General features: G+C 64.0%; 15 protein-coding genes. 10 read left to right on the top strand and 5 right to left on the bottom strand.

What is annotated here, in order from left to right:
* Positions 1-19: 19 nt before the first annotated feature.
* Together DBIPINDM_RS28830 and DBIPINDM_RS28825 are read right to left on the bottom strand one after the other, a co-directional pair.
* Positions 20-3,217 carry an efflux RND transporter permease subunit gene (locus DBIPINDM_RS28830; protein WP_318036907.1) on the bottom strand — a complete coding sequence of 1,066 codons (3,198 nt, stop codon included), beginning with the start codon at positions 3,215-3,217 and terminating at the stop codon, positions 20-22.
* A 4-nt stretch (positions 3,218-3,221) separates the two neighbouring features.
* Positions 3,222-4,352, bottom strand: coding sequence for an efflux RND transporter periplasmic adaptor subunit (locus DBIPINDM_RS28825; RefSeq protein WP_258582377.1), 1,131 nt, complete (start codon positions 4,350-4,352; stop codon positions 3,222-3,224).
* A 231-nt stretch (positions 4,353-4,583) separates the two neighbouring features.
* Here DBIPINDM_RS28825 and DBIPINDM_RS28820 point away from each other — a divergent pair, with 231 nt between their 5' ends.
* Entirely contained in the window at positions 4,584-6,116 is a 1,533-nt protein-coding gene (locus DBIPINDM_RS28820; protein WP_258582376.1) for an alkaline phosphatase family protein, read from the top strand.
* Between the two features lie 211 nt (positions 6,117-6,327).
* Here the strand turns inward: DBIPINDM_RS28820 and DBIPINDM_RS28815 are convergent, their stop codons facing one another.
* Complete coding sequence (locus tag DBIPINDM_RS28815) at positions 6,328-7,179, bottom strand: VirK/YbjX family protein (RefSeq protein ID WP_258582375.1); 852 nt, start codon at positions 7,177-7,179, stop codon at positions 6,328-6,330.
* A 460-nt stretch (positions 7,180-7,639) separates the two neighbouring features.
* Here DBIPINDM_RS28815 and DBIPINDM_RS28810 point away from each other — a divergent pair, with 460 nt between their 5' ends.
* The 3 genes from DBIPINDM_RS28810 (at position 7,640) to DBIPINDM_RS28800 (ending at position 9,121) form a co-directional block, all read left to right on the top strand.
* Positions 7,640-8,089, top strand: coding sequence for a universal stress protein (locus DBIPINDM_RS28810; protein ID WP_258582374.1), 450 nt, complete (start codon positions 7,640-7,642; stop codon positions 8,087-8,089).
* Positions 8,090-8,194: 105 nt separating this feature from the next.
* The gene (locus DBIPINDM_RS28805) at positions 8,195-8,470 is read left to right on the top strand and encodes a DUF1778 domain-containing protein (protein ID WP_258582373.1); all 276 of its coding nucleotides are present in this window, start codon (positions 8,195-8,197) and stop codon (positions 8,468-8,470) included.
* 93 nt (positions 8,471-8,563) lie between these two features.
* Positions 8,564-9,121: a sugar O-acetyltransferase gene (locus tag DBIPINDM_RS28800; protein ID WP_258582372.1), complete on the top strand. Its 558-nt coding sequence runs from the start codon at positions 8,564-8,566 to the stop codon at positions 9,119-9,121.
* Positions 9,122-9,128: 7 nt separating this feature from the next.
* Here the strand turns inward: DBIPINDM_RS28800 and DBIPINDM_RS28795 are convergent, their stop codons facing one another.
* Positions 9,129-9,878, bottom strand: a complete 750-nt coding sequence (locus tag DBIPINDM_RS28795; RefSeq protein ID WP_258582371.1) for a sulfite exporter TauE/SafE family protein — start codon at positions 9,876-9,878, stop codon at positions 9,129-9,131.
* A 21-nt stretch (positions 9,879-9,899) separates the two neighbouring features.
* Complete coding sequence (locus DBIPINDM_RS28790) at positions 9,900-10,103, bottom strand: hypothetical protein (protein WP_258582370.1); 204 nt, start codon at positions 10,101-10,103, stop codon at positions 9,900-9,902.
* A 122-nt stretch (positions 10,104-10,225) separates the two neighbouring features.
* Here DBIPINDM_RS28790 and DBIPINDM_RS28785 point away from each other — a divergent pair, with 122 nt between their 5' ends.
* From DBIPINDM_RS28785 to DBIPINDM_RS28760, 6 genes are all read left to right on the top strand, one after another.
* The gene (locus DBIPINDM_RS28785) at positions 10,226-11,098 is read left to right on the top strand and encodes a LysR substrate-binding domain-containing protein (protein WP_258582369.1); all 873 of its coding nucleotides are present in this window, start codon (positions 10,226-10,228) and stop codon (positions 11,096-11,098) included.
* A gap of 167 nt (positions 11,099-11,265) precedes the next feature.
* On the top strand, positions 11,266-11,766 hold the full coding sequence (locus DBIPINDM_RS28780) for an Lrp/AsnC family transcriptional regulator (RefSeq protein ID WP_258582368.1): 501 nt from the start codon (positions 11,266-11,268) through the stop codon (positions 11,764-11,766).
* Positions 11,763-12,923 carry a saccharopine dehydrogenase family protein gene (locus DBIPINDM_RS28775; protein ID WP_258582367.1) on the top strand — a complete coding sequence of 387 codons (1,161 nt, stop codon included), beginning with the start codon at positions 11,763-11,765 and terminating at the stop codon, positions 12,921-12,923. The genes DBIPINDM_RS28780 and DBIPINDM_RS28775 overlap by 4 nt, the downstream gene beginning before the upstream one ends.
* A gap of 102 nt (positions 12,924-13,025) precedes the next feature.
* On the top strand, positions 13,026-13,814 hold the full coding sequence (locus tag DBIPINDM_RS28770; protein WP_258582366.1) for an ABC transporter substrate-binding protein: 789 nt from the start codon (positions 13,026-13,028) through the stop codon (positions 13,812-13,814).
* A gap of 152 nt (positions 13,815-13,966) precedes the next feature.
* The gene (locus DBIPINDM_RS28765) at positions 13,967-14,638 is read left to right on the top strand and encodes an amino acid ABC transporter permease (RefSeq protein ID WP_258582365.1); all 672 of its coding nucleotides are present in this window, start codon (positions 13,967-13,969) and stop codon (positions 14,636-14,638) included.
* Entirely contained in the window at positions 14,635-15,309 is a 675-nt protein-coding gene (locus tag DBIPINDM_RS28760; RefSeq protein WP_258582364.1) for an amino acid ABC transporter permease, read from the top strand. Before DBIPINDM_RS28765 ends, DBIPINDM_RS28760 begins: the two co-directional genes overlap by 4 nt.
* Positions 15,310-15,331: the final 22 nt, after the last annotated feature.

Genomic DNA, 15,331 nt, shown 5'->3' with positions numbered 1-15,331 from the left:
CGGCGGTCGCAGCCGCCCTTCAGCGCCGTTTCGCCACCTGCGTCTCGCGCCGCTTGGGTGGCGGCGGTCCTTGTAGAACCTCTGGCCACGGGCTGGCCGCCAGCGCCGGCTCGGCGGCGGGCACGACGATTTCGGGATCGGCCTCGCGGCGCCAGAACCACCTGATATGGCTGAACCGGCTGAGGTAGATGTAGATGACGGGCGTGGTGTAGAGCGTCAGGAACTGCGACAGGAGCAAGCCGCCGACGATGGCGATACCCAGCGGCCGGCGAAGCTCGGAGCCGGCGCCGCTGCCCAGCGCCAGCGGCAGGCCGCCCAAGAGCGCCGCCATGGTCGTCATCATGATCGGCCGGAAGCGCAGGATGCAGGCCTGGTAGATCGCCTCTTCCGCCGGCAGGTTCCGTCGTCGCTCGCCCTCCAGCGCAAAGTCGATCATCATGATGGCGTTCTTCTTGACGATGCCGACCAGCAGGATGACGCCGATCAGCGCGATCAGCGAAAAATCATAGCCGAGCGCCATCAGCGCCAGGAAGGCGCCGACTCCCGCCGACGGCAGCGTCGACAGGATGGTGAGCGGGTGCACGAAGCTCTCATAGAGGATGCCGAGCACGATATAGACGGCGATGATCGCCGCCAGGATCAGATAGGGCTGGTTGGCCAGCGATGACTGGAACACCTTGGCCGAACCCTGGTAGCGCGTCGTCAGCGCCGGCGGCAGGATCATCGACTGTTCGAGCTTCTGGATCGCCGTGATCGCGTCGCCGAGCGAATGCCCGGCCGCCAGGTTGAACGACAGCGTCACCGCCGGAAACTGGTCCTGGTGGTTGATCGTCAGCGGCGACACCGACGTTTCGTAATGCGCCAGCGCCGACAGCGGCACCATCTGGCCGCTGGTGCTGGACCGCACGAACAGCCGGGCCAGCGCCGAGGCGTCCTCCTGGAAGCGCGGCTGCAGCTCCAGCACGACATGGTGCTGGTCGAGCTGGGTGAAGATGGTCGCCACCTGGCGCTGGCCGAAGGCGTCGTACAGCGTATCGTCCACGGCCTGCGGCGTGATGCCGAGCTGGCCGATCAGGTCGCGGTCGATCTTCAGCGTCATCCTCGGTGCTCTCGCCTGCAGGTCTCCGGTCACGTCCTGCAGTTCGGGCAAGGTCTGCAATTTGGCCAGCATGATCGGCGCCCATTTGAACAGCTCGTTCACGTCGGGATCCTGCAGCGTGTACTGGTACTGCGTCTTGCTGACCCGCGCGCCGATCTGCACGTCCTGGCGGGCCTGGCCGAACAAGGCGATGCCCTCGACCTTGGCCGCCGCCTTGCGCAGGCGGTTGATCACCTGCGTCGCCGTCGCATGGCGCTCGCGCAGCGGCTTGAGGTCGATCATCAGCCGGCCGCTGTTGACGGTCGGGTTGGCGCCGACCCAGTAGTAGACCGTCTGAACATCCGGGTCGGCGGTCACCACCTTGGCCAGTTCGTGCTGGCGCTGCACCATGGCATCGTAGGAGATGTCCTGCGCCGCCTCCGAACTGCCCGAAATGGTGCCGTTATCCTGCTGCGGGAAAAACCCCTTCGGGATGACCTGGTAGAGATAGACGGTGGCGCCGAGCGTCGCCGCCATGAACAGCAGCATCACCGGCTTGTGCCTGAGCACCCAGCGCAACCCCACCTCGTAGACATGCAGCATGCCGGCAAAGGCGGATTCCAGCGCCCGCGACGCGATGTTCTCGCGGGCATTGTGGTCGATCGGCTTCAACAGCCTGCCGCACATCATCGGCGTCAGCGTCAGCGAAATCAGTCCCGACATCATGATGGCGATGCTGACGGCGACCGCGAATTCGCGGAACAGCCGGCCGATCAGGCCGCCCATCAAAAGCAGTGGAATGAAGACGGCGACCAGCGACAGCGTCATCGAGATGATGGTGAAGCCGATCTCGCGCGATCCGCTGAGTGCCGCCTGCAGCGGCGCATCGCCATTCTCGATATGGCGGATGATGTTTTCCACCATGACGATGGCGTCGTCGATGATGAAGCCGACGGCAATGGTCAGCGCCATCAGCGACACGTTGTCGATCGTGTAGCCGAGCAGGTACATCACCGCGCAGGTGCACAGCAGCGACACCGGAATGGTGATGCTGGGGATGAGGGTGGCGCGCACATGCCGCAGGAACAGGAAGATCACCAGCACGACGAGACCGATGCTGATCGCCATGGTGAACTGCACCTCGGAAACCGAAGCCCGGATCGTCTGGGTGCGGTCGCCCAGGATCTGCATCTTGACCGAAGGCGGTAGCGTGCGCTGCAGCTCCGGCAGCGCGTTCTTGATCAGCTGCACCGTCTGGTTGATGTTGAAACCGGGCTGCTTGTGGACATCGATGATGACGGCCCGCTGGCTGCCGAGCCATGCCGCCTGCCTTATATCCTCGACGCCGTCTATGGCCGCGCCGATGTCGCTGATGCGGACCGGCGCGCCGTTGCGATAGGCGATGATCACCGAGTTGAACGAGGCCGCGTTGGAAAGCTGGTCGGTGGCGGCGAGCGTCAGCGATTGCCTGGGGCCATTCAACGTGCCTTTGGGCGCGTTGACGCTTGCCGTCGCTATCGCGGCGCGGATGTCTTCCAGGCTGAGGCCGAGGGCTGCCGCCGCTGACGGGTTCACCTGGACGCGGACCGCCGACTTCTGCTCGCCATGGAAGTCGACGAGCCCGACGCCGGTGATCCGCGACAGCTGCAGCGCCAAATAGTTCTCGACATAGTCGTCGACCTTGTCGATCGGCAGGTCGGTGGAGGTGACCGCGATCGACATCAGCTGCGCGTCGGCCGGATTGGCTTTCTCGTAGGTCGGCGGACTGGGAAGGTCCTTCGGCAGATCGCCGCTGGCGGCGCTGATCGCGGTCTGCACATCTTGTGCTGCGCCGTCGAGGCTGCGGTCGAGGTCGAACTCGACCTGGATCGAGGTGCGCCCGAGCGAACTGCTCGAACTGATCGACGTCACGCCCGAAATCAGCGCCAGCTGCCTTTCCAGCGGTGCGGCAACCGTCGTCGCCATCGTCTCGGCGTTCGACCCCGGCAGGTTGGCCGAGATCTGCAGCGTCGGGATTTCGACCTGCGGCACGCCGGCGATCGGCAGCAGGAAATACGCCACCAGCCCGACCAGCGTCACACCGATGGCCAGGAGCGTGGTGGCGATCGGCCTGATAATGAAGGGCGCGGAAATGTTCATGGCGCTAGTTCGCCGCCTGGGCCGGCCCGGTGACGTCGACCAGGTCTCCCTCCTGGATGCGGTACTGGCCGTCGGTGACGATGGTGTCGCCGGGCTGAACGCCTTCGCCGACGACGGCAAGCTCGGCATTCGAATAGGCCACCGTCACCGGCCGTTTGATGATGTGCCTGTCCTTGCCGACCACGAAAGCATAGGTCCCGTCCGGGCCGCGCACAATCGCCGTCACCGGGACCGTGACCACGCCCCGCTGCAATTCGACCTGGACGCGGACATTGACGAACTGTCCCGGCCACAGCAGGTCGTCGGCATTGTCGAAGACGGCGCGTATCCTGATTGTCGCGGTGGCGCTGTTGATCTGGTTGTCGACAACGCTCAGGCTGCCGGTCGCCAGTTGCTGGCCGCCATTGTCCTGCGCGACCACAGGGGCGTTGCCTGCCTTCATCACGGTCTGGATGCGAGGCAGCGCGTCGGATGGCAGCGAGAAGTCGACGGCAATGGGGTGGATCTGGGTGATGCGGACGATGCCGCCGGTGTCGCTGGCGCGGACGATGGCGCCGGCGTCGACCATGTGGATGCCGGCACGGCCGTCCAGCGGCGAGCGGATCTGCGTGAAACGCAGCTGGATCTGCGCGATGTCGATGGCGGCCTGGTCGACCTTGCCGGTCGCCTCGAGTTGCGCCACGGCGGCCTTTGCCGTGTCCAGCGCCTGCGTCGAGCCGACACCCTTGGTGGTCAGCGTCTGCGCCCGGGCAAGGTCGAGCCTGGCATTTGCCAGCGACACGTCGTCCCGCACCTTGGTCGCCTGCGTCTGCGCAAGGGCGGCCTGCAAGGGTTCCGGATCGATCTCGGCAAGCAGGTCGCCGGCATGCACATCCTGGCCATCGGCGAAGTCGAGCTTGATGAGCTGGCCGTCGATGCGGCTGGTCACGGTCACACTGCGCAGCGGCGCGACCGAGCCAAGGCCGACGAGGGATACCGGAACATCGCCGCGGCGCGCCACATCGGCAACCACCGGAATGGCGGTGTCGGCCGCCAAGGCGCGATCGATGGCCGAGGCGCTTGCGACGCCCAGACACAGCAAGCCAAAGGCAGCGGCCCGAAGGATTCGGGAGGCCTTGCACCAGTCGGCGATCATGCGCGGTCTCTCGTCCGTCCGGTTCTAGGTCGTGGACTCAACAATGGACGTGACGCGAGTTGCTGACAAACCACGGTCCCGTGACCGGTATCTTGCGGGGGCAACCTTTCCGCTGCATCACCGCTGGCTTACCAATCCGTAAGGTCCTTTGCCAACGAGTTTTCATGAACCTGTCATGTCCACTCGCCTATCCTTGATCCATCGCGGGGCTGCGAGACGAGGGACACTTCAATGAAAACGCTATCTCTAGCGCTGGCTGCGGGTACGCTGACGGCGGCATTGGCTGGCGCGCTGTCTAATTCCAGCGCCATCGCCGCACCCTACAAGCACGTACTGCTCATCAGCGTCGACGGGCTTCATGCACTCGATCTGGCAAACTATGTCGCCGCAAATCCGACAAGCTCGCTCGCCGCGCTCGCCCATACCGGGATTTTCTATCCGAATGCGCTTGCCAGCGCCCCGTCCGACTCGTTTCCCGGCCTTGTGGCACAGGTAACCGGCGGCACACCCAAATCGACGGGCGTGTTCTACGACGACAGCTACGACCGCACCTATTTCGCGCCGGCCTCGGATTGCAAGGGGGAGCCGGGTGCCGAGGTGGCCTTCGCCGAGAACATCGACGTCGATTCGACGCGCCTTGATGGTGGTGGCAAGCCGGGCGATTACCGCAGCCAGATCGACCCGGCAAAGCTGCCGATGACGCTGATCAACGGCAAATGCTCGGTGGTCTATCCGCATGATTTCGTGCGGGTCAACAACGTCTTCGAAATCGTGAAAGCTCATGGCGGCCGCACGGCCTGGTCCGACAAGCACCCGGCCTACGAATGGCTGAACGGACCTTCGGGCAAAGGCGTCGACGATCTCTACGCGTTGGAACAGGACAGCTTGATTCCCGGCACGAAGGTGAAGACGACGGGCAGCTTCAAGGCCGAGCGCGACTTTGATGAAGCGCGGGTCCATGCCGTGATCAACGAAATCAAAGGCCTCGACAGCACCGGCTCGCATCCCGCAGCGGTTCCCACGCTTTTCGGCATGAATTTCCAGGCGGTGAGCGTGGGCCAGAAGCTTCCCAAGGCCGGTCCTGGCGACGAGGCCGGTCTGGTGGGCGGCTATCTGGATGCCAGCGGCGCGCCCAGCAATGGTCTTGCCGGGCAGCTCGCCTATGTCGATGGCGCTCTCGGCGAACTGATGGTCGCACTCAAGGACAACAAACTCGCCAATTCGACCCTGATCATACTTGCCTCGAAGCATGGCCAGTCGCCCATCGACCCGGCGTCGTTCCAGCCACTGGACGATGATCCCTATACGAAGACACCGGGCTATGCCTTCCACATCGCCGACGACGCCGCGCTGATCTGGCTCAAACCGCAAGACAGGGTCAAGAACCTCGCGGCGGCGCAGGATTATCTCGAGAAATCGAGCAAGGCTGAAGGCATCGCCCAGATCCAGCCGCCGAATGCGCTTGCTCTCGCCTATCAGGATCCGGCCATCGACAGCCGTACGCCGGACTTCATAGCCACGGTCAATCCGGGTGTGGTCTACACATCCGGCTCGAAGATTGCCGAGCACGGCGGCGCCAATGCGAACGATCGCAACGTGGCGCTTCTCATCAGCAATCCTTCGCTCAAGCCGGGATCGGTGCCAGCTCTGGTGCAGACGACACAGGTCGCTCCCACCATCCTGCGGGCTCTTGGCTATGACGCGAACGAACTCCAGGCTGTGAAGCTCGAAGGCACCCAGGAGCTGCCGGCGGCACCGTTCTAAGCTTAGGGATGATACCGCTTCACGATTGGCCGCCGGGCATGCTCGGCGGCCAATTGTGAATTGATACCCAAGCACGATGCGCGACGGATGCGTCCCAGAAGTGGCTGTCCCGAACACCGCTGCAGTCCGGAGAGCCCATTAGCCCTCTTTGACCATCACGCGCCTTCCCGATCGTGGTTCGGGGTTGGAAGCCATTTTCCATCCGAGGCGTTCAACTCCGCAGCAGCGGCCTGACAGCTTCGCTGACAGAACGCGAAATTTCGACCTCAAGGCGCTGACGCTTGCGTATTTGCGCCCGTTTGTTCGGCTTGTAGTCGGCCGGGTCGCGTTGAGCCTTCACGAGGGGCAAGGCATACATTGTCCGACGTATTGGCCTGCCGCCGGACTCCGCCCAGAAGCTGTCATAGTCCGCTGTGATGCGGCGGCGCAAAGCATAGTCCCTCGAAAAGACGTGGCCTGCGTTTGATGCCGCGACAAGGCCACGGAGTTTGAGTGAGGATGCCAACGTCTGGGCGACCAGGAGCAGCAGAGTTTTCGGCCGCAAACCTTCCATGGCTTTCGTCAATATCCGGGAATCCTCGAGACCTTGCACACCGGTCGACGTCGACTTCAGAGCGCCAATATAGAGAATCTTGCCGCCGCCACCGAGTTGTAGAAGCGACCGGTCCACAATCGTGAGCCCCATTTCGATAACCGGACGTCCTTCCAGGCGCAGCAGAAGGCGCCATTCCCCCTCTCGGTACAAACCTGCCTGACCCGTCAGTTCCACCGTGACTTCACCAGCAACGGTCGACACCGCCAAAAGACGATGACCGCGAGTGTGGCTTTCGACCAAGGCGGTGTCGGTCAAAAGACGCGCCGCCTCGGTGTAGTGACCAACGACGGCGATCGAGCGACGGTTACGCGCCAAGTTAGCCGCGAGGTACGGCCGAACAGGCTTCAGCGCAATGTCGGGATATTGGGCAAGGATTGCAGCGAACGGCTCAACACCGAGGGCGGACCGGATGGCGGCGATATCGCGCCGGAATACCCACTGAAGCGCCGCCCATTTGGTTGCATGCACCCAATTGTTCAGCTCGCGCCGAAACTTGGAGGGCGGCCGTCTTAGTGGGCCTCTTGGCCGTGTTGGCTGCAGAGTGCCCATGGCAGTCGTCATTTGCTGTATTCTCGGTCGGACGCGTCGATCAAAGGCAACTGATGATCTGAATGTCGGATATCGGGCTTACCGCCGCCTCGCCGCGAACATACAAATTCGTAAGTTAGCCATTTTGGACAACCTTCTCGCGCATGGTCTCCGGCGTCACGTCCGCTCTCGTTGCAATCGCCCCGGTTGCGGCGCAACCGAGCCAAGGCCGACCAGGGATACCGGAACATTGCGGCGGCGCACGCCCCTCGCCTGGCCCTGATCCGCATCGCGCTGGCCCTGTGAGGGGGCCAATGACGCAACTATATCAAGACGAGCCGCACCAAGGCTCCCGCCACCCCAAGGGCGCATCGGCCCTTGCACAACAGGTCAGATCATCATGTACAAACATCTGCTCATCGCCACCGACGGATCGGAACTGGCCGACAAGGGCGTTGCCCATGGCCTCACCTTGGCGAAAGGCATCGGCGCCACCGTCACCTTTATCACCGTCTCGGAACCGTATCCCATCTTCGCCTGGGGCGGCGCCATGGCCGGCTATGCGGCTGGCGATGAACTGGCCGTCTACCAGGAAGAATCGCGCAAATACGGCAAGGAGGTTCTCGACAAGTGCAAGGCATCGGCCGATGCCGCCGGCGTGTCCGCCAAGGTTGTGCATGTCGAGGACAAACGGCCCGCCGAGGCGATCCTGGAACTGTCGCAGGCGCAAGGCTGCGACCTGATCGTGATGGCCTCGCATGGCCGCCGCGGACTGGGCAAGCTGCTTCTGGGCAGCCAGACAGCGGAAGTGTTGTCCTATACCGAAATCCCGGTGCTGGTGGTTCGGTAGTAGATTGACCCGGCGCGCTCTTCGCATGCCTTGAGGTTAATGCGACGGGATTCATGTTGTACGGATTCAATCCGTACTGAATAATTGGGGGCAAAGGAGATACCTATGCCCCGCAACGTCATTGACAACGGTCGAATCGATCTTCGGATTCTGCCCGAAGCGAAAGCCGTAATCGCTCGTGCGGCGGCCTTGTCGAATGTCGGCCTGACCGAGTTCGTCACGCGCTCCGCATTGCGTGACGCTCAGGCCACGATCGAGCGCGCCGAACATCTTGCACTGTCAGAACGGGACAGCCTGCGCATCCTCGACCTGCTTGAAAACCTGCCCTCCCCGACCAATCGCCTTATCCGCGCCGCCAAGGCCGGTCAGACCCTCGCGTGATCTCCATTACGTGGCAAGAAGTGCCGATCGGGAAACAACACAACCGTGCCGACTTCGCCATTCGTTCGACCGTGCCCTGGAGGAAAGCAACGAATGGCGCATGAGGATCGCACCAGGACAATCCCCGGGAGAACACCGGAATCGGCAGCGATGCTAGCGGACGTCAAACGGGCGATGGCGATCACCGCCCGTCTCAACCGTCTGACATTCAACGACGCGGATGAAGTCCGCGCTTTGTTCAGCGAACTCATCGGCAAGAAGGTCGACGACAGCTTCCTGCTGATCCCGCCCTTCTACGCCACCGGCGGTGCCGACATCCGCGTGGGGCGCAATGTCTTCATCAATCAGAACTGCACTTTTTATGATCTTGGCGGGCTCGACATTGACGACGACGTGCTGGTCGGGCCGAATGTGAGCCTCATCACATCGGGCCATCCGCTCGAGCCGTCGCGGCGCCGCGCCTTCACCACGGCAAAGCCGATCGTCATCGAACGCAACGTCTGGATCGCCGCCGGCGCAACAGTCATTGGCGGCGTGACGGTGGGCGAAAACGCCGTCGTCGCGGCGGGCTCGGTGGTGACGAGGGACGTGCCCCCCAACACCCTTGTCGGCGGCAACCCGGCCAGGGTTATCAGGTCGATTGCCGAATGAGGGCAAATCACCAAAGCGCCTCCAGCGCAAGATACGCCCCAAGCGCCAGCAACCCCACGAAAAACACCTTGCGAAACGTCTCGACGCTCATCGTCTGGCGCAACGCCTGGCCGATGAACATGCCGGCCAGCGCCGGCAGCAGCGCCAGGATCGACCCTGTCAGCTGCGCCGTCGGCGAGGCCAGAGCGCCCGTCCGGAACAGGCCAATGGCAAGGGCTGCCGTCGAGACCGTGAAGGACAGGCCAAGCGCCTGGATGAGGTCCTCCTTCTTCAGCCGCAGCGATTGCAGATAGGGCACCGCCGGGATGACGAAGACGCCGGTGGCGCCGGTGACCAGCCCGGTCGCGATCCCGACCAGCGGTGACATCAAGGCCTCGTGGCGCGCCGGCGTGGTGAAGCCAAGCTTGAGCAGGCCGAGAACGGCGTAAAGCACCAGCGCCGCACCCAGCCCTGCCGAGGCCGCGCCCGAATGTGCGCCGGTGAGCACCCCTGCCCCGGCGACGGTGCCCAGCATGATGCCGGCCATCATTGTCCACAGCCGCTTGCACAGGCCGCCGAAGGACGGGCCGGTGAACAACTGCCAGAGGTTGGTGATCAGCGACGGGATCAACAGCAAGGCCGCGGCCTCAGCCGGCGGCATCGTCACCGCCAGCAACCCCATCGCGACCGTCGGCAGCCCCATGCCGACGACGCCCTTGACCAAGCCCGCTGCGAGAAAGACGGCGCCGATCCAGGCGAGGATGCCGGCACTCAGCATGACCGCACCTTCACCACGGGATCAGTCATGCAGCAGCATGTCCGTCGCGTCGGCATCCGGGTTGGATTTCGCCGGCGCGGCATCGGGACTGATTGAAGCCGCCATTGTCGTACATCCCCGCAAGCCGGGCTGCGCCTGCGCCATGGCAAGCGAAGCGACGGCGACCGCCAGCACGATCGCCATGCTTTCAAGAATACCGAGCCGGCCTGACGCTTTTTCGCTCATTGCACATCTCCATCGCAAAGGATTTGACGGAGATGCGACCCGCGCACAATGTGGAAGTTGCGCTGTCAGCCTTCGTTCTGGCCGAAGGCTGACGCCAACGCCGCAGGCTTTGCAGGAGTAAAATGCGCTTCGATCTCACCGATCTCCGGCTGTTCCTGCTGGTGGCCGAGCGCGGCAGCATCACCCATGGCGCCGAGCTCGCCGGGCTGGCGCTGGCCTCGGCGAGCGCCCGCATCAAGGGCATGGAGGACCGGCTCGGCGCGCCGCTGCTGGAGCGCCGCCGCCGGGGCGTGGTGCCGACGGCCGCCGGCCACGCGCTGCTGCACCATGCACGCGCCGTGCAGAACCAGATCGAGGCGATGGCCGGCGACCTCGGCGCCTATGCCGGCGGCCTGCGGGCGCGTGTACGGCTGATGGCTAACACCGCCGCCACAGCCGAGTTGCTGCGCGACATCCTGCCGGCCTTCCTGGTGGCGCATCCCGGCATCGACATCGATCTGGACGAGCGCCCCAGTCACGAGATTGCCGAGGCGGTGGCCAGTGGTGCCGCCGATCTCGGCATTGCCGCGACCTGGGCCGGTCTTTCGCATCTCGAACAAAGACCGTTCTTCGTCGACCGGCTGGTGGTGATCACCGCGCGGAACTGGCCTGGCCTCGAAGGCCACGCCGTCAGCCTCGCCGACATCCTGAGCGAATCCTTTGTTGGCCTGAGCCTCGGTCACGCCCTGCAGGAGCACATCACCCGCCAGGCCGCCCGCCTCGGTGGCCATCTGCACATCCGCATCCGCGTGCCCGGCCTCGACAATGTCTGCCGGCTGGTTGCGCAAGGCGCCGGCATTGCCATCGTGCCGGAAAGTGCGGCGCGCCGCTCGGCCCGTACGCTCCGCAGCCTGCGGCTCAGCGACGACTGGGCGACGCGCCAGCTCAACCTCTGTGCCCGCAGCTTCGACGAGTTGACGCCGCAGGCAAAGCTGCTCGCCGCCGCCTTGGCCTGAGCCTGACAGCCCTGACAGGAAGGTGGTCGCGATCGTGCGCCGGCCGGCGCCCGATTGCCATCTCGGCTGAAAACAACGCCTTGCTTTCTAGAAATTAATGACATAGTTTATTTTCATATAGGCAAAAAGATTGCCGGTATTTTTTCTCTTTATGAAAGACATGGCTTTTGCGGGAACATCTCGATCTGACCGATCGGCGGCTGGTCAAACAGCTGTCGCAGGACGCCCAGCCGGGCATCAACCGGCTCGCTGAGACATTGGCGATTTCGGTGCCGACGGTTCGCTCGCGCCTGCGCAATCTGCTCGATCGCAATCTGCTCAAGATCGTCGGGCTGTTGAACCTGACCGAGCGCCCCGAACTGATCTCGGCCATTGTCGGCATCAACGCCCAGGGGCGCGGCCGGGCCCGCGAACTGGCGCAGCGCATTTCCGAACTGCCCTTCGTCAACTCGGCTTCGGTGGTCACCGGGCGCTTCGACATCATCGTCGACGTGACCGTGGCCGGTGACGTCGCCGATCTCTACCGCGTCACCAGCGAGCTGATCCCGGGCGCCGGCGAGCCGGGCGAAGTCGTGCGCAGCGAGACCTTCGTCGTCATGGCGTCCTGCAACAAATGGGTCAGCCTTCCCGAGGGCTGCTGGTCTGACGACCGCAAGGAGCCGGCATGAAGATTGCGGTTCTCGGCGGGCTCGGCCTGCAAGGCCGGGCCGCTATCGCCGATCTCGTCGCCAGCGGTGTCGAGGAGGTGATCTGCGTCGATACCACGCCGGATGGCGCGGCCCGGTTGGCTGATCTGACCGACCTTGCCCGTGTGCGTTTCATCGTACCCGAGGGCGCGATCGGTCCGGCACTCGTCAATGTGCTGGCCGATGCCGACGCCGTCATCGACCTGCTGCCGCAGCCATTGATGCGCGAGGCGGTGCAAGCCGCGATCGCAGCCCGCACGCCGCTGGTCACCACCAATTACGGCAAGGCCATCGCCGATCTGGCGCCGGAAGCCGAACAGGCCGGTGTCTCGATCATGACCGAATGCGGGCTCGACCCCGGCATCGACCTGGTGCTCTACGCCCGCGCCGCCAGGCAGTTCGACACGATCACATCAATCGATTCCTATTGCGGCGGCATCCCTGAGCCAAAGGCGATGGCGAAGCCGCTTTGCTACAAGGTGAGCTGGAACTTCGACATGGTCCTGGTCAGCCAGAACCGCGACAGCGTGATGATCGAGGACGGCAAGCGCGTCGCCGTGCCGGCCGCCCGCCAGCACGACAGTCATTTCATCCATGAGATCGAGGTCGCCGGCCTTGGCCGGCTGGAAGCCTTCCCCAATGGTGATGCGCTGCACTATGTCGAGATGCTTCCCGCCGCCAAGGGGCTGCAGCGCTCCGGCCGCTACACGCTGCGCTGGCCCGGATGGTCGGCCTTCTGGGCGCCGCTGAAGGAGCTTGGCTTCCTCTCCGAGGACAAGCTGCCCGGCACCTCCAACAGCCCGCGCGAATTTCTCGGCCGGCTGCTCGGCCCGCAACTGCAATATGGCCCCGGCGAAAAGGACCTGTGCGTGATGCGCAATGTCTTTTCCGGCCTCGAAGGCGGCCGCGCCAAGACGGTGACATCGGATTTGATCATCGAACGTGATCTCGCCTCCGGCCTGTTTGGCATGAGCCTTGGCGTCGGCTTTCCCGCCAGCATCGTGGCGCAGATGCTCGCGCGCGGCGATATCACCAAGCCCGGCCTGCTCAACCCGCTGCTCGATGTACCCGGTGGCCGCTTCTTCGATGAATTGGCCAAACGCGGCATCAAGGTCACCGAGACGGTGGCCTGGGACTGAGAATTTTCGAACGGTGGCTGCCGCTGGCAACGGTGCCGCCGCTCAAAAAAGCGCCCAAGGGAATCCGCGGGCAAAACAACAACCAACAGGGAGGAATGCCAAATGAAGATTGCCAGACTTTTCATCGCCGGACTTGCGCTCGCCGGACTTACCACTGCCGCCAGCGCCGGAACGCTCGACGAGATCACCAAGCGCGGCGAACTGCGCGTCGCGGTACAGACGCAGGGACCGCCCTTCTCGCTGGTCGGCGCCAATGGCGAACGCACCGGCAGTTCGGTTGAACTCGCCGAACTGATGGCCAAGGAAATGGGTGTGAAAATCAAATTCCTCGACTTCGACTGGGACGGCCTGATCCCGGCGCTCTTGTCGGGCAAGGCCGATCTGCTGGTCGCCGACATGACGCCGACGCTGGCACGCGGCATGAAGGTCGCCTTCACCACGCCTTACATGTACACGGGCAGCACCGTCTTCACCAAGGCCGACAGCAAGTTCAAGACCACCGAGGACTGCAAGGCCAAGGGCACCAAGATCGCCGTGCTGCTCGGCGCCACCGGCGAGAAGGAAGCCAAGGTTGCCTTCCCCGATGCCGACATCAAGAGCTACAAGGGCGGCGGTCCGCTGCTGCTCGACGCCGTCAACAACGGCCAGGCCGATTGCGGCGTCAACGACGTCTCGGCGGTCAAGGGCCAGTCGACAGCCTATCCCACCGGCAGCTTCACCATCATGCCGGACCTCCTGTCGAAGGAGCCGCTTGCCTTCGCCACCCGCTATGACGAGCCGGACCTGCTGGTCTGGATGAACCTGTTCCTCAACCAGGTCACCATCGACGGCCGCCTGCAGAAGAACCTCGACTACTGGGTCAATTCCGACGCCTGGAAGAAAGACCACTGAGGAGACGCAGGTAGTGAGTAGGAAGTAGTGAGTAGGAAGTAGGGAATTGCGAATGGTGAATGGCCATTCCGACACGCTCCCCTACTGCCTACTGCCTACTGCCTACTGCCTACTCACTACTCACTACTCACTACTCACACCGCCGCACGGCCATGCTCGAAAATTTCAGCTTCCGCACCATCGTCGAATACCTGCCTCTGTTCGGGCAGGGCCTGATCACGACCGTCTGGCTGTCGGCGATCTCCTTCGTTGGCGCGCTGATCGTCGGCATCGTGCTGTGCGCCATGAATTTGCAGCGCGGCTGGCTGTTTCGCGCCCCGGCCAAGGCCTATATCGACGCCGTGCGCGCCACGCCCTTGCTGGCGCAGCTCTATTTCCTCTATTTCGGCCTGCCCCGGCTCGGCTTCGTCCTGCCCGAACTGGTTGTCGGCATCCTCGCTTTGTCGCTCAACAGCGGCGCCTATATCGCTGAAATCATTCGCGCCGGCATCCTGTCGATCCCGCGCGGCCAGGTCGAGGCCAGCGTCGCCTCCGGCATGACCTATGTCCAGCGCATGCGGCTGGTCGTGCTGCCGCAAGCCTTCAAGGTGACGATCCCGCCGCTGCTCGGACAGGCGATCGTGCTGGTCAAGGATTCCGCACTGCTGTCGCTGGTCTCGGTTGCCGAGCTGACGCGCGCCGGCCAGTTGCTCGCCTCCGACCGCTTCATGCCGGCGGAAGGCTTTCTCACCATCGCCGCCTTCTACCTGCTGCTCTACTACTGCCTGAAGGGACTGGCAGTTCTGTCCAGCCGCTGGCTTGGCACAGCGGGGGCGCGCGCATGATCTGGCAACAGTTCCTCAGCCTCGCCGGCTCCTATCCGCTCGCCTTGCGCGGCCTCGGCATGACGGTGGTGCTGTCGCTGATCAGCCTGGTGCTCGGCACCTTGCTCGGCTTCGGCCTCGGCATCTTGCGCACCGGCGGCAACCGGCTGATCAGCACGGTGATCGGCGCCTGGGTCGACCTCATCCGCGGCACGCCGTTCCTGGTGCAGATCTTCCTGATCTTCTTCATCCTGCCAGAGTTCGGCATCGAGCTCGACGCCTTCACCGCCGGCATCATCGCGCTGACCAATCTCGCCGCCTGCTTCATCTGCGAGATCGTCGCCGCCGGCATCCGTTCGGTGCCGACAGGCCAGGTCGAGGCGGCGCTGGCGTCAGGCCTGTCGCGCTGGCAGCGCATGCGCCAGGTCGTGCTGCCGCAGGCAATGCGCATCGTGCTGCCGCCGCTGGTCGGGCAATATGTGCTGCTGATCAAGGATTCCTCGGTCGTCTCGGCGATCGGGCTGACCGACCTCACCCGCGTCGGCTGGCTGGTGGTGCAGCGCGTGCCCAACGGCCTGCTGGTCTTCTTCCTCGTCGGTGTCGGCTATTTCATCGTCTGCTATCCGTTGATCATGCTGGCCCGCCGGCTCGAGCGCCGCATGGGTGCCGCCCATGGCGAGGTGCAGCTGTGACATCGAACCTCAAAGGGCCAAC

Source organism: Mesorhizobium sp. AR02 (assembly GCF_024746835.1).
Lineage (GTDB): Bacteria > Pseudomonadota > Alphaproteobacteria > Rhizobiales > Rhizobiaceae > Mesorhizobium.
The sequence above is the reverse complement of the archived record's forward strand: the minus strand, read 5'-3'. Positions and strand labels throughout refer to the sequence as shown.

Excerpts from the sequence above, each read along its gene's own strand:
- DBIPINDM_RS28830 (WP_318036907.1), bottom strand. The coding sequence starts at position 3,217 with ATGAACATTTCCGCGCCCTTCATTATCAGGCCGATCGCCACCACGCTC.
- DBIPINDM_RS28825 (WP_258582377.1), bottom strand. The coding sequence starts at position 4,352 with ATGATCGCCGACTGGTGCAAGGCCTCCCGAATCCTTCGGGCCGCTGCC.
- DBIPINDM_RS28820 (WP_258582376.1), top strand. The coding sequence starts at position 4,584 with ATGAAAACGCTATCTCTAGCGCTGGCTGCGGGTACGCTGACGGCGGCA.
- DBIPINDM_RS28810 (WP_258582374.1), top strand. The coding sequence starts at position 7,640 with ATGTACAAACATCTGCTCATCGCCACCGACGGATCGGAACTGGCCGAC.
- DBIPINDM_RS28805 (WP_258582373.1), top strand. The coding sequence starts at position 8,195 with ATGCCCCGCAACGTCATTGACAACGGTCGAATCGATCTTCGGATTCTG.
- DBIPINDM_RS28800 (WP_258582372.1), top strand. The coding sequence starts at position 8,564 with ATGGCGCATGAGGATCGCACCAGGACAATCCCCGGGAGAACACCGGAA.
- DBIPINDM_RS28795 (WP_258582371.1), bottom strand. The coding sequence starts at position 9,878 with ATGCTGAGTGCCGGCATCCTCGCCTGGATCGGCGCCGTCTTTCTCGCA.
- DBIPINDM_RS28790 (WP_258582370.1), bottom strand. The coding sequence starts at position 10,103 with ATGAGCGAAAAAGCGTCAGGCCGGCTCGGTATTCTTGAAAGCATGGCG.
- DBIPINDM_RS28785 (WP_258582369.1), top strand. The coding sequence starts at position 10,226 with ATGCGCTTCGATCTCACCGATCTCCGGCTGTTCCTGCTGGTGGCCGAG.
- DBIPINDM_RS28775 (WP_258582367.1), top strand. The coding sequence starts at position 11,763 with ATGAAGATTGCGGTTCTCGGCGGGCTCGGCCTGCAAGGCCGGGCCGCT.
- DBIPINDM_RS28770 (WP_258582366.1), top strand. The coding sequence starts at position 13,026 with ATGAAGATTGCCAGACTTTTCATCGCCGGACTTGCGCTCGCCGGACTT.
- DBIPINDM_RS28765 (WP_258582365.1), top strand. The coding sequence starts at position 13,967 with ATGCTCGAAAATTTCAGCTTCCGCACCATCGTCGAATACCTGCCTCTG.
- DBIPINDM_RS28760 (WP_258582364.1), top strand. The coding sequence starts at position 14,635 with ATGATCTGGCAACAGTTCCTCAGCCTCGCCGGCTCCTATCCGCTCGCC.